This is a genomic window from Rugamonas violacea, from assembly GCF_016461825.1.
In the GTDB taxonomy this organism is placed as follows: Bacteria; Pseudomonadota; Gammaproteobacteria; order Burkholderiales; family Burkholderiaceae_D; genus Rugamonas.
Genome location: NZ_JAEMNU010000055.1, coordinates 54,170 through 66,689, shown reverse-complemented (window position 1 = coordinate 66,689; position 12,520 = coordinate 54,170). Strand labels below are relative to the sequence as shown.

General features: G+C 66.4%; 11 protein-coding genes. 6 read left to right on the top strand and 5 right to left on the bottom strand.

Annotated features, from left to right (window positions below):
- Positions 1-84 precede the first annotated feature (84 nt).
- Positions 85-1,515 (bottom strand): aldehyde dehydrogenase family protein, encoded by a 1,431-nt coding sequence (locus H7U20_RS11885; RefSeq protein WP_199759360.1) that lies wholly within the window; start codon positions 1,513-1,515, stop codon positions 85-87.
- 203 nt (positions 1,516-1,718) lie between these two features.
- Here H7U20_RS11885 and H7U20_RS11880 point away from each other — a divergent pair, with 203 nt between their 5' ends.
- Positions 1,719-2,624 (top strand): alpha/beta fold hydrolase, encoded by a 906-nt coding sequence (locus tag H7U20_RS11880; protein WP_233410693.1) that lies wholly within the window; start codon positions 1,719-1,721, stop codon positions 2,622-2,624.
- A 156-nt stretch (positions 2,625-2,780) separates the two neighbouring features.
- Here the strand turns inward: H7U20_RS11880 and H7U20_RS11875 are convergent, their stop codons facing one another.
- From H7U20_RS11875 to H7U20_RS11865, 3 genes are all read right to left on the bottom strand, one after another.
- Entirely contained in the window at positions 2,781-3,971 is a 1,191-nt protein-coding gene (locus tag H7U20_RS11875; protein WP_199759397.1) for a PepSY-associated TM helix domain-containing protein, read from the bottom strand.
- A 19-nt stretch (positions 3,972-3,990) separates the two neighbouring features.
- On the bottom strand, positions 3,991-6,162 hold the full coding sequence (locus tag H7U20_RS11870; protein ID WP_199759358.1) for a TonB-dependent siderophore receptor: 2,172 nt from the start codon (positions 6,160-6,162) through the stop codon (positions 3,991-3,993).
- 238 nt (positions 6,163-6,400) lie between these two features.
- A complete protein-coding gene (locus H7U20_RS11865) occupies positions 6,401-7,039 on the bottom strand; it encodes a LysE family translocator (protein WP_199759357.1) in 639 nt (212 codons plus the stop codon).
- Between the two features lie 214 nt (positions 7,040-7,253).
- Between H7U20_RS11865 and H7U20_RS11860 the strand changes: the two genes are divergently transcribed.
- Positions 7,254-8,612, top strand: a complete 1,359-nt coding sequence (locus H7U20_RS11860; RefSeq protein ID WP_199759356.1) for an MBL fold metallo-hydrolase — start codon at positions 7,254-7,256, stop codon at positions 8,610-8,612.
- A 33-nt stretch (positions 8,613-8,645) separates the two neighbouring features.
- On the opposite strand, the gene H7U20_RS11855 is transcribed toward H7U20_RS11860, so the two are convergent.
- A complete protein-coding gene (locus H7U20_RS11855) occupies positions 8,646-9,098 on the bottom strand; it encodes a GNAT family N-acetyltransferase (protein WP_199759355.1) in 453 nt (150 codons plus the stop codon).
- Between the two features lie 325 nt (positions 9,099-9,423).
- Here H7U20_RS11855 and H7U20_RS11850 point away from each other — a divergent pair, with 325 nt between their 5' ends.
- The 4 genes from H7U20_RS11850 (at position 9,424) to H7U20_RS11835 (ending at position 12,421) form a co-directional block, all read left to right on the top strand.
- Positions 9,424-10,203 carry a hypothetical protein gene (locus H7U20_RS11850; protein WP_199759354.1) on the top strand — a complete coding sequence of 260 codons (780 nt, stop codon included), beginning with the start codon at positions 9,424-9,426 and terminating at the stop codon, positions 10,201-10,203.
- 67 nt (positions 10,204-10,270) lie between these two features.
- Positions 10,271-11,224: a helix-turn-helix transcriptional regulator gene (locus H7U20_RS11845; RefSeq protein ID WP_199759353.1), complete on the top strand. Its 954-nt coding sequence runs from the start codon at positions 10,271-10,273 to the stop codon at positions 11,222-11,224.
- Positions 11,225-11,383: 159 nt separating this feature from the next.
- The gene (locus tag H7U20_RS11840; protein WP_199759352.1) at positions 11,384-12,160 is read left to right on the top strand and encodes a DNA/RNA non-specific endonuclease; all 777 of its coding nucleotides are present in this window, start codon (positions 11,384-11,386) and stop codon (positions 12,158-12,160) included.
- 12 nt (positions 12,161-12,172) lie between these two features.
- Positions 12,173-12,421 carry a hypothetical protein gene (locus tag H7U20_RS11835; protein ID WP_199759351.1) on the top strand — a complete coding sequence of 83 codons (249 nt, stop codon included), beginning with the start codon at positions 12,173-12,175 and terminating at the stop codon, positions 12,419-12,421.
- Positions 12,422-12,520 lie beyond the last annotated feature (99 nt).

Here is a 12,520-nt window from a genome sequence, read left to right as displayed (position 1 = left end):
AGAGCCGGGGTCGGACCCTGAGGGTCCGACCCCAGATTTGCGTCTGTGGGTTTTTTGACCGATCGGCATTGCCGTCGGCAAGTGCTAGACGCCGCAGTAGGCGGTTTTGACGGTGGTGAAAAACTCCGCCGCGTAGGTGCCCTGCTCGCGCGAGCCGAAGCTGGAGCCCTTGGTGCCGCCGAACGGCACGTGGTAGTCGACTCCGGCGGTGGCCACGTTGAGCATCACCATGCCGGCCTGGGCGTGGCGCTTGAAGTGGGTGGCGTACTTCAGCGATGTCGTGCAGATGCCGCTCGACAGGCCGAACTCGGTGTCGTTGGCCAGGGCCAGCGCGTGCTCGTAGCTGTCGGCCGGGATCACGCTGGCGACCGGGCCGAAGATCTCTTCGCGGCTGATGCGCATGTCGTTGCTGCAGTCGGTGAACAGGGCCGGACGCAGGAAGAAGCCGGGCGTGGCGCAGTCGACCCGCTCGCCGCCGAAGGCCAGCGTGGCGCCCTCGTCGCGGCCGATGCGGATGTATTCCATGTCCTGTTCCAGCTGGCTGGCGTCGACCACGGGGCCGATGTCGACGCCGGCGGCGAGCGCGTCGCCGATGGTCAGGGTCGCCAGTTTCTCCTTCACGGCGGCGACGAAGGCCGGGTAGATGCCTTTTTCGACGATCAGCCGGCTCGACGCGGTGCAGCGTTGGCCGGTCGAGAAGAAGGAGCCTTGCACGGCGCAGTTGACGGCGTTGGCCAGGTCGGCGTCGTTGAGCACGATGAGCGGGTTCTTGCCGCCCATTTCGATCTGCACCTTGGCCATGCGGCCGATGGCGGCCTGGGCCACCTTGGCGCCGGTGGCGGCCGAGCCGGTGAAGCTGATGGCGTTGACGCGGCGGTCGTTCAGCAGGGCCTGGCCGACCACGCTGCCACGGCCCATGACCAGGTTGAACACGCCGGGCGGCAGGCCGGCGCGGCTGATGATCTCGGCCAGGGCCCAGGCGCTGGCGGGCACCAGTTCGGCCGGTTTGATCAGCACGCAGTTGCCGTAGGCCAGGGCCGGGGCGATCTTCCAGGCCGGGATGGCGATGGGGAAGTTCCACGGCGCGATGATGCCGACCACGCCGACCGGCTCGCGGGTGATCTCGACGTCCAGATTCGGCCGCACGGAGGGCAGCTTGTCGCCGCGCAGGCGCAGGCATTCCTGGGCGAAGAACTTGAAGATGGCGCCGGCGCGGGCCGCTTCGCCGATGCCTTCGGGCTTGGTCTTGCCTTCCTCGCGCGACAGCAGGATGCCGAGCTCTTCCTTGCGGGCCAGAATCTCGCTGCCGATCTTGTCGAGGGCGTCGGCGCGCATCTGCACGTTGGACAAGGCCCAGCCGGGCGCGGCGGCGGCGGCGGCGGCGATGGCCAGTTGGGCCTGCTGCCCGTCGGCCTGGGCGTAGTGGCCGATGACGTCGTCGGTGTTGGAGGGGTTGATGTTGGCTGCCGCCGTTGCGCCGTCGACCCAGGCGCCGTTGATGTAGTTCTGTTTCATGGTTGTCCGCTTTTCTTGAAGGAAGTGGGGGTGTCGGCATTATCCACGTTTTGCGGCGTTTGGCGAGATGAAAGCTTGCAAAAACAGTCAGACCGGCCCGGCTGTGGCGCGACGGTGACGGTTTTCTCTTGATGAATGGAATATGTTAGAGTTTTGATAGCTTATTGACTCGGGGGAATGGAATGCGCGTATGGAAATGGATCTTGGGCGCCGCGATCGCCGTGCCGGTGGCCGCCACCGGCTTTGTGTACGCGATGCCGGAGCAGGCGGCCCGTTTGGCCATCCAGGCGGAGCGGCAACGCGCCGGCCTGGTGCGCAAGGAGGTCGAGCTGCCGGGCGGCCTGCACAGCGTGTATCTGGAGGGTGGCCGGGGCGAACCGTTGATCCTGCTGCACGGCTTTGGCGCCAACAAGGACAATTTCCTCCGCGTGGCGCGCCAGTTGACGCCGCATTTCCGCGTCATCGTGCCCGATCTGACCGGCTTCGGCGAGTCGGCCCATCCGGCCGAGGCCGACTATCTGCCGGCGGCCCAGGCCGAGCGGGTGCGCGCGCTGGCGCAGGCCTTGGGGTTGCGCCGCCTGCATTTGGGCGGCAGTTCGATGGGCGGCCAGATCGCCATGAGTTACGCGGTGCTGCATCCGGATGAGGTGGCCAGTCTGTGGTTGCTCGATCCGGCCGGGGTGTGGAGCGCGCCGCGCAGCGAGCTGGGCGACATTTACGTCGGCACCGGGCGCAATCCGCTGGTGGCGCACAACGAGGAGGAGTTCGCCGAGACCTTCGCCTTCGTGATGAGCGATCCGCCCTTCATCCCCGGCCCCATCGTCAGGGCGCTGGCGCAGGAGCCGATGCGCAACGCGCCGCTGGCCGAGAAGATCTTCAAGCAGTTCACCGCCGATTCGCTGGAGGGCCGGGTCAAGGGGCTGGCCACGCCGACCTTGATCGTCTGGGGCGATCAGGACCGGGTGATCCACGTCGGCAGCGGCGCGGTGCTGCAAGGACTGCTGCCGCGCTCGCAGTTGATCGTCATGCCCGGCGTCGGCCATTTGCCGATGATCGAGCGGCCGCGGCAGAGCGCCGACGACTATTTGCGCTTCCGCGCCACCCTGTAATTGGCGGTGGACGGCATTGAGGTGCCAGCGGCTATAGAAGCACCCAAAGGCGGCGAGCCGGGGTCGGACCCCGCGGGGTCCGACCCCAGGTTTGCGCCTGCGGGTGGTTTCAATTGCGCCCGGCTTTGCTCCTTTTGCTGCCTTGTGACGCCACGCCTACTGCCGGACTGTGGCGCGGGCGCGTCGCTTGCGCAGCCAGATGATGATGCCGGTCACGCTGAGCATCGCCACCAGCACGCCCAGGGTCGACATGACGATGCGGCCGGGCAGGCCGATGATGCGGCCGGAATGCAGCGGGAACTGGGCCTGCATGAAGATGTCGCCGGCGCTGCCGCTGCCGGGCACGCTGTCGCCGGCCGCGCTGCCGTCCCTGCCGTCGAAGTAGAGCCAGGAGTTGCCCAGGCCGCTGTCGCCGTGGTCGTTGCCCGGCGCGAAGAAGCCGACGCCGTAGACGCCGTAGGCCGAGGCGTAGAAGATGCCGCCGGCGGGCTCGGTCCAGCCGCGCTTGCGCGCTTCGGTTTTGGCCAGGGCGAGGATCTGCTCGCGCTTGAGCACGGCTTCGATCGGCTTTTCCGGCGGCTGCGGCAGGCGGCTGTCGAAGGCGCTGGCGCTCAGCGTGGAGAAGGCCGACACCAGCGGGCGCATCACCTGGCCGTTCAGGTTCATCGACACCGACGTGATGGCCACCATCAGCAGCAGCGCCCAGATCCACACGGCGCCGGAGCGGTGCAGGTCGAAGTTGAGCTTGTGGCCGCCCTGGCTCCAACGGAAGGCGAAGGACTTGCGCCAGCTGCGCCAGTTGGGGAAGGACAGCCATAGCGCGATGAAGCAGTCGAGCACCCAGACGATGGCGATCAGGCCCATCAGCCAGACACCGAATTCGATGCCCCAGCCGGGCGGGATGTGCATGGTGTAGTGCAATTTGTAGAGGAAGGGCAGCAGGTTCTCGCGGCTCAGCGAGATTTCGCCCCATTGCCGCCGGCCCTGCACCTGGCCGGTGACGGGGTCGACGGCGACCTGGTTGTAGCCCAGCTCGTAGGGCTGGCCGCTGGCCGGGTCGACGCGGCCTTCGACCGACAGCAGCGAGGTGTGGCCGGGCTCGACCTCGGTCAGCAGGTAGCCGACGCGCAGACGCGGTTCGGCCGCCTCCAGCCGGCTGGCCAGTTCGCCGCCGGGGATCTGCGCCAAGCCGGCGTTGCCGCTGTGGGCGCTGAACAGTTGGGGATTGAGCAAGGCGTCGAGCTCGTGGTCCCAGGAGATCAGCGCGCCGGTGGCGCCGGCGATGAACAGGAACAGCGCCGCCGCCAAGCCGAACCAGCGGTGCACGACGACCAGGGCGGGACGCAGTGATTTGATCGCCGGCATTTCAGTAGGTCCACTTCACGCTGACGCTGGCGCTGCGCGGCGCCGCGTAGTAGGCCTGGTTCCAGTACAGGCTGGCCAGGTATTTTTTGTCGGTCACGTTGTCGAGATTGAGCGCGACGCTGACGTTGTAGCCGATTTCATAGTTGGCCATCAGGCCGAGCACGGCGTAGGCCGACTGGCGGGCGACGAAGCCTTCCTCCGGCGCGCGCTTGGCCTCGCTTTGCCAGTTCAGGCTGGCACCCAGCTTGAGCGCCGGCAAGGTCGCCAGGCGGTAGGTGGTGCTGGCGCGCAGCAGGGTGCGCGGCACGTAGAGGCGGCTGGCCTGGCCGGCATCGTCCTTGATCGACAGCCGGGTCAGGCCGGCGCTGGCGGTCCAGCCCTTGGCCAGTTGGCCGGACAGTTCCAGCTCGACGCCGGTCGACTCGGCGTTGATGCCGCGATAGTAGTTGCGGCCGTCGATCATGCCGGCCTGCTCGGCGGTGTTGTTCTGCTTGACGCGGAACACGGCGGCGGTGGCCGACAGCTTGTGTTCGAGCAGGTCGGCTTTCAGGCCCAGTTCGGCATTGCTGCCCATCACCGGCGCCAGCGGCTGGCCCCGGCTGTCGATCTCGCTCTGCGGGTTGAAGATCTTGGTGTAACTGGCGTAGCCGCTCAGATTGCTGCTCAGGTCGTAGACGGCGCCCAGGTAGGGCGTGGTCTTGCTGGCCGACTTGTAGGCGCTGACGCCGTAAGCGGTGCCGCTGGAGTCGGCCTTGGTCGAGTTGAAGCCGGCCAGCAGCTTGAGCTGGTCGGCCAGGTTCAGGCGCAGCGCCGCGTAGACGGTCTTGCGCTTGTCCTCATATTGGCTGCCGGCCGTGCCGGCGTCGAATACCGGCTCGGGATAGGCGCCGGTGAAGTCGTCGGCGCGGCTCAGCGCGGTGCCGATGCCGCGGCCGTACAGCGAGACGTCGTTCAGGCGCGAGCGCGACCAACTGGCGCCGAGCGCTACTTCATGCTGGCGCCCGCCCAACGCGACTTCGCCGCTGGCGTTGACGTCGAGCACGGTCTGGCGGTTGTCGGCGCGGTAGATCGACGGGTAGGAGAACAGGCCGGCGCCGGTGGTCTTGTCGGGCACGCCGTAGACGTAGAACATCTTGCCGCGCGAAGCCATGTTGCTGTGGCTGAGGGTGGACTTGAGGTTCCAATCGCCGCCCAGGCCCTGGTTCAGCTCGACGAAACTGGTGTTGTTGCGGGTGTCCCAGCGCGACCAGTCGGCCGAGGTGTTGGTGCCGACGGCGTAATCGGTGCGGCTGCCGTCGGTGTAGTACAGCGGCAGCGCGCCCCACATGCCGCCCTTGGTCTTGTTGTCCTGGCTGATGTGGCCGATGCTGAGCACGGTGTCGGCGGCCAGCTTGGCCTCGACGATGGCGTAGCCGACGGTTTTTTCGGCGTGGTAGCGGTCGAGGTGGGAATCGGCCTGTTGCTGCACCAGCACGGCGCGGCCCTTGACGCTGCCGCTGGCGTTGAGCGGCGCGGAGATGTCGGCCTCGGCGCGGCGTTTGCCCCAGCTGCCGACATTGAGCTCGGCGGCGGCCTGCAATTGCGCGGTGGGGCGTTTGCGCAGGTAGTTGACGGTGGCCGAGGGATTGCCGGTCGAGGCGCTCAGGCCGTTGGCGCCGCGCACCACGTCGACGCGCTCGTAGACGGCGGTGTCGAGGTCGCCCATGACGTTGCCGAAGACGAAGGGAATGCCGACGCCGTCGTACTGGAAGTTGATGATGTCGAAGCCGCGCGCGGTGTAGTAGGTGCGGTCGGTTTCGACCTTTTCGACCGTCACGCCGGTGGTGTTGGCGAGCACGTCGTTGACGCTGTCGAGCTTGAAGTCGTCCATCCGCGCGCGGCTGATTTGCGAGATCGATTGCGGCGTTTCGCGCAGGGTGATGTCGAGCTTGCTGGCCGAGGCGCCGCTGCTGGCGTAACGGGCGCCGTCGCCGTTGCTGCCGCTGACGGTGACCATCGGCATGGCCGCTTCCGGCGCGGCGCCGACGTCGGCGCCCAAGTCGGCGGCGTGGGCGTAGACGCCGGCCTGGGCCAGCGCCAGCGACACGGCCAGGGTGAGTGCTTGCCGGCGCGGCGGCTGGCGGAAGGGGGCGAAGGATAGGGCGGAAACGGACGAGCGGATACGGCGCGACATGCAAAACTCCTGGCGTGGGGTGGCGTCTAAAGATGAGGCGTCACTGGCTGGGAGATTGCGACCTGGCTGGGACCGATACTGCGTGCATTCATTTGCGAATGCGAACTATTCTCATTATAACTACTCGCCATGCATGTTGCAATGCACTTTGTTTCAGGCAAGGGCGGCTTGGCGCCGGCTATTTGTTGTCGTTCGCCCCGGATTGAGCCGCCTTTATTCCGCTGCCGCGAAGCGTGGATCAGACGGCTTGGCTGACGCTGAGCGCCGCCGTCAGCAGCAACAGCGCGCCCATCACGCGGGCGGTGACGACGGCGGCGCCGGGATGGGCGGCGAACCAGCCGTTGGCCTGGCTGGCGGCGACGGCGAGCGCGCCGTAGACCGCCGTCTGGGTCAGCGCGGTGATGCTGCCCAGCACGCCCGATTGCAGCCACAGCGGGCCGTGGTCGGGTTTGAGGAACTGCGGAAACACCGCCAACATGAAGATGTAGGCTTTGGGATTGAGCAGGCTGGTGAGCATGGCGCGGCGGAAGATTTGGCCGCGCGGCAAGATGGCGTCGCCCGCCGCGCTGTTGCCGCCCGGATGGAAGGCGTCGGCGCTGCGCAGCAGGCCCCAGGCCATCCAGGCGATGTAGGCGGCGCCGGCCAACAGCATCAGTTTGAACAGGGGCGGCCACAGGCGCAGCACGACGGCGACGCCCAGGGCGCCCATGGCCAAATGGCAGACGCCGCCGGCGACGATGCCGGCCACCGCCGCCAAGCCGGAGCGGCGGCCGCCCAGCATGGCGCTGCCCATGACAAAGGCCATGTCCAGGCCGGGCAGGGCGACGACGCCGAAGACGACAATAAAATACAGCCAGAGATTGGCGGTTTGACTCATTTGATCTACTCCAGGGGATGATTTGAGACGTCGGCGGGCGACTTGGAGCCAGCATAACGGCGATATAGGGCGGATTCCGCCCTGTTTTTTGCTTTGCTGTCGCCATGTTCTTGCTTTGAATAGGTGAAAGGCCATCAAAGCGGTCATAATTTGCGCTTTGGCCATTGCCGGCGCGCGCGCCGCCGCTTTGAACCGCCCCAATACAGCCGAACACATGACACTCAAAATATCCAGAATTCTCCACGCCGGCTACGTTTTCGAATGCGAGCGGACGCTGATCGCCTTCGACACGATTTTCGAGAATCCCTTCAGCCGCAATTGCCACGCCTTTCCCGACGTGCGCTTCGACCACGCGCAGATCCGCGAGCTTAAGCTGGCGGCCGTGTTCATCTCGCATTTCCACGATGACCATTGCTCGCTGGAGAGCCTGGATTTCCTGCACCGCGAAACGCCGATCTATATCTACTGCTTGTTCGAGGAGTTGTTCGCGATGGTGCGCGAGTTGGGTTTCATCAACGTCCAGTCCTTGCGGGTCAACCAGGCGGTGCAGGTCGGGCCGTTCGAGGTGATTCCGCGCGAGGCGCTCGATTCGGACGTCGATTCGATGTTCCAGATCAAGGCGGCCGGTTTGAACGTGCTCAACGTCGTCGATTCGTGGATCGCGCCCGACGCCTTGACCGAGCTGGCCAAGTACGCGCCCTGGGACATGGTGTTGTGGCCGTTTCAGACCATGCGCGAGATCGCCGTGCTGTCGCCGTCGCGGGCGGAGCCGGCGGCGCCGACCTTGCCGGAGGATTGGATCGAGGAGCTAACGGTGCTCAATCCCCGCTATGTGGTGCCGAGCTCCTGCCAATTCGTGCAGGAGCCCTGGTCCTGGTACAACCAGGCCTTCTTCCCGATCAGCTATGCGCAGTTTCAGCGCGAGATCGAGGCGGCGCTGCCGAACACGCGGGTGGTCAGGTTGAATCCCTCGGTGTCGATGTTGTTGGCGCGTGACACCATCGAGCCGGCCGCGCCACTGGCCTGGGTGCTGCCGGTCGGCGAGCAGGATCTCGACTACCGGTACCAGGCGGACTTGGCGGCGCCGGGCACGGCGTCGATCGCGCGGCGTTTTCCGACCTTGTCGGCGGCGCAAACCGAGCTGGTGCTGGCCTACTGCCGCTCCGGCCTGCTTGAAAAATACCGTGAGATGGAGTTGCCGGAAGACAGCTATTTCGAGCAAGCGCGGCTGTGGCGTTTGTCGGTCTACGACCACGCCGGCGAAGGCCTGCATTTCCACTATCGACTGGAGGGCGACGGGATCGAGCGCCTGGCCGAGGCGGCGGAGCCGCTGGCCTGGACCACCGAGATTCCCATGGCGAAATTGTATGCCGGATTGGCGCTGGGCGAATCGCTCACCTCGATGTATATGCGCATCAACGACGTGGAGTTCGACGCCGCGATCGAGGCGGAAATCGCGGACGCCGACGTGGTCGACGATCCCTTGATCCGTTGTCTGTTCAATGAGGGCTTCGGCGCCTACCAGGCGGCGCAGCTGCGCCGCTTGAAGGCGCGCGACCAGCCCGCCGCTTAGCCGGCCGGGCGCAAGCGCTCATGGCGCGAGCGCTCAGGTCGGCCGGCCGATGAACAGCTTGCGTTGAAGCGGGGGCAAGTCCTTTTTCAGAAAGGTGGGCACGTAGGGATCGCTAATGAATTGCCTGGCGGTGTAAAAGGCCTCGGTGCCCGCCTCCGGCCGCAACAGCAGGCGTTTGATGCCGTGGCTGTGAACAAATTGCTCGATCGCGCCAAGGAACCAGCTGCCGATACCGCGCTGCCTGAACTTGCTGGCAATAATCAGGTCGGCGACATAGCAGAACTCCGGCGGCGCCAGCTCCAGCCGGGCGATGCCGGCGCGTTGTTTGCCCGCCACGACACTGACCCATTGCACTTTGCCGTTGGGATGTAGCGGTTCGTCGCGGGAGGCCGGGCTGGCCCAGCCGGCGTCCTTGCGCCAGGCGAGCAGGGCTTTGCCGCTGAGGGCGCTGGGTAGGGGTAAGAATTGTAGATTCGGATGCGACATGGGTGGTGTTTTCGTCTGGAAATAGGGATGCCCGGGCGTGGCCGCATGGCGACGCCTTGGTCAGACTAGACGGTGGCGGCGCGCACAACAAGCATCGATTTGTTTCAATTGTTTCTGGCGCAAACGTCGGATTTATCAATTCATTAAGGACAATGTCCTGACGGCAGCTATTTCCGCGCGCCTAAAATTGGCTTCGGTACCGGCTTCGATATCGGCTTCGATACCGGCTTCAATCCGGCGGCGATGGCCCATGTGTCAAAATGGCGGGATCAAGCTGTTGTCGACGCACACTGCCGCGGCAACAGGTCTGACTTTAAGGAAATAGATGCAAAAATTGATTTCGGAATTGACCCGCCTGTATCTGCCGGCGGACGCGCCGTCGGCGGCATCGCTGGCGCAGCACATGCTGGGGCAGAGCAGCCGTGGCATCAGTCTGAGCACGGCCGACGGCCTGACGCGTGGCATTGTCATTGCCTTCGACAAAATGGTCGAGCGCGAGGAGGCGGAGCATTGGAGCCGCCTGTGCGAGGTGGCGCACGCCTTGCAGGCCCAGCTTGGCTTGCCGGCGCCGGCGGTGAGTATTTCCGGCGCCAACGGTTACGCTCTTTGGCTGTCGCTGGCGACGCCCACGCCCGTGGCTGAGGTACAACAATTCCTGGAGTTGTTGCGCGTGGCCTACTTCCCGGACATGCCGCTGCGGCCCGACGCCGCCAGCGCGGCGGTCGAGTTGCCGCCTTGCCTGCACCAGGGCACCGGACGCTGGGCGGCATTCATCCATCCGGGCCTGGGGGCGTCCTTCGCCGACGAGTCGGGCTTGGAGATGGCGCCGCCGTTTGCCGCGCAGAGCGCCTTCCTGGAGGGTTTGCACAGCATCGGCGCGGCGCAGTTCCTGCACGCCGTGCAGACGCTGCGGCACTTGCACGGCACGGCGCCAGCGTCGGCGTCGGCATCGGCGGTGAGCGTGGCGCCGCTCGGCGCGCCCTCGGCCGAGCGCGCTTCGGCGCCGGATGGCTTGCTGCTGCGGGACGCGACCCTGGAGGACATCGTGCGATTCCTGCATGCGAAAAATATCGAGCCGACCTTCCGGCATCTGCTTGCGCAGTGATCGATCGCCGCCTGGCTGACGCCGCTTAGCCGGGCCAGGTTTTCCTCTCCCCTGGACGTGCCGCCACATGTACCACCCGACCACCCGCGTGCTGGCAGTGCTGGAGCTGCTGCAAACCCATGGCCGCCTGAGCGGCGCCGAGATGGCCAGGCGACTGGCGGTGGACGGCCGCACCTTGCGCCGCTACATCGTCATGCTCGACGAGATCGGCATCCCCATCGTCAGCGAGCGTGGCCGGCACGGCGGCTATTCCCTGGTGGCCGGCTTCAAATTGCCGCCGATGATGTTTACCGACGACGAGGCGCTGGCCTTGGCGCTGGGCCTGCTGGCGGCGCGCAGCCTGGGCTTGGCCGAGGCGGCGCCGGCGGTGGCCAGCGCGCAAGCCAAGCTGGAGCGGATCATGCCGGCCGGGCTCAAACAGCGGGTCGGCGCCATCGACGGGGCGGTCAAGCTGGACTTGTCGCGGCCCGGCGGCGCGCCGCACAGCAACGCCGCGCTGGTCGGCCTGAGCGCGGCGGCGCAGACGCGGCGGCGGGTGCGGCTGCATTATCGGTCCGGCGGGGTCGACAGCGCGCGCGATTTCGATGCCTACGGCTTGGCCTGGTATGGCGGCTGTTGGTACGCGGCCGGCATGTGCCATCTGCGCGGCGCGCTGCGCACCTTCCGCCTCGACCGCGTGGTGGCGGTGGTGCCGCGGGCCGGCCAGTTCACGCGGCCGGACGATTTCGATGTGCTGGCCCATCTGCGCCTGTCGGTGGCGGCCTTGCCGCGCCAGTTCGCCGCCACGGTCTTGCTGAAGACCGAACTGGCGACGGCGCGGCGGCATTTGCCGGCGACGCTGGGGGTGTTCGAGCAGGCCGCCGACGGCGTGTTGCTGCACAACCAGTCGGACGACCTGGCTTGGTTGGCGCGGCAACTGGCCGGCCTGCCGTTCGACTTCGCGGTGCTGGCGCCGCCGGCCCTGGCGCTGGAAGTGGGAGCGGTGGCGCGGCGTTTGCTTGCATCGAGCGGCCTTGCCTAGATTGCGGCGGCGCCCGACGCGGCGGCGCCCGACGCAACGGCGCCCGATCCATTTCAATCGCGCGGGGTTTGTTGCAAATGACTAGTGTCCCTTAGAATGCCGCTGCGTTGACCTGAATCAATAGGCCACGCGCACCATCAACGCGACATCCAGGGACTTATGATGCAAAAAACTATCGCCGCCGCCATGTTGGCGTGCGGCTTGCTGGCGGCCGCCGTGGCCGCCGCCGGCGACTGCCCGGCCCACTACGTCGAGGGCCGCCTGCCGGAGATCCGCAACCAGAAGATGGCCAGCGCCACGACCGAGCTGTGCTACGGCGTGTTCGGCGTCATGCATTCGGGCTTGACGCGCACGCCCTTGTGGTCGGCCGAGCATTTGACGGCGGGCAATCTGGCCGCCGCGCAGGAGCTGTCGCGCGAGAATTCCTTCCACGCCGAGGCGCAACTGCCGTCCGGCCAGCGCGCCGAACTGTCGGACTACGCCCGCAGCGGCTTCGACCGGGGCCACATGGCGCCGAACGGCGACATGCCGGACCGCGAGAGCCAGCATCAGAGCTTCACCTTGGCGAACATGGTGCCGCAGGACGGCGACAACAACCGCCACATCTGGGCCGGCATCGAGGGCGCGGTGCGCAAGATGGCGCTCAAGGAGGGCGATCTGTATGTGATCACCGGGCCGGCCTTTATCGGCGGCAATCTGCAAAAGATCGGCAAGGTGTTGGTGCCCAGCCATTTGTACAAGGTGGTGTACAGCCCGCGCCAGCGCGCCGGCGCCGCCTTCTTCATCGAGAACAAGTCGACCACCGAGTATCAGGTGTTGAGTATCGCCGAATTGGAAAGCAAGGTCGGCATCAATCTGTTACCGTCCTTGTCGGCGCAACAGAAGGACACGGTGCTGCGCTTGCCGAACATTCGTCAACGCAAGGCCAAGAGCTAAGGGGAGGGGAGCATGCGTAAATTCGTACCGTTTGCCAATGAGGCCGATGTGCTCAATGTCGGCAAGTTGATGGTGGAGAACCGCGTCGACCGCGTCACGCTGAGCGGCGATGTGGATCTGACCATGGACCAGGTCGGCCTGGCCCACGCCCGCGCCCTGCATCAGTTGCTGGGCGCTGTGCTGGCGACACTGGAACAGGCCGAGTTGCCGGCCACGCTGGCGCCGCCGGTGGTCAGCACCGTCGCCAATCCTTTCGATTGACGGCTTGAGGCGCTGAAATAGTCGCGGGCCGGCGGCTTGCCGTAGGTTGCGGCGCCGGCGGCGATCAAACCACCCAAAGGCGCAGAGCCGGGGGGGGGG

What these genes read in the sequence shown, in the direction of transcription:
- H7U20_RS11885 (WP_199759360.1), bottom strand. Translation starts at nt 1,515, where the DNA reads ATGAAACAGAACTACATCAACGGCGCCTGGGTCGACGGCGCAACGGCG.
- H7U20_RS11870 (WP_199759358.1), bottom strand. Translation starts at nt 6,162, where the DNA reads ATGTCGCGCCGTATCCGCTCGTCCGTTTCCGCCCTATCCTTCGCCCCC.
- H7U20_RS11865 (WP_199759357.1), bottom strand. Translation starts at nt 7,039, where the DNA reads ATGAGTCAAACCGCCAATCTCTGGCTGTATTTTATTGTCGTCTTCGGC.
- H7U20_RS11860 (WP_199759356.1), top strand. Translation starts at nt 7,254, where the DNA reads ATGACACTCAAAATATCCAGAATTCTCCACGCCGGCTACGTTTTCGAA.
- H7U20_RS11855 (WP_199759355.1), bottom strand. Translation starts at nt 9,098, where the DNA reads ATGTCGCATCCGAATCTACAATTCTTACCCCTACCCAGCGCCCTCAGC.
- H7U20_RS11850 (WP_199759354.1), top strand. Translation starts at nt 9,424, where the DNA reads ATGCAAAAATTGATTTCGGAATTGACCCGCCTGTATCTGCCGGCGGAC.
- H7U20_RS11845 (WP_199759353.1), top strand. Translation starts at nt 10,271, where the DNA reads ATGTACCACCCGACCACCCGCGTGCTGGCAGTGCTGGAGCTGCTGCAA.
- H7U20_RS11840 (WP_199759352.1), top strand. Translation starts at nt 11,384, where the DNA reads ATGATGCAAAAAACTATCGCCGCCGCCATGTTGGCGTGCGGCTTGCTG.
- H7U20_RS11835 (WP_199759351.1), top strand. Translation starts at nt 12,173, where the DNA reads ATGCGTAAATTCGTACCGTTTGCCAATGAGGCCGATGTGCTCAATGTC.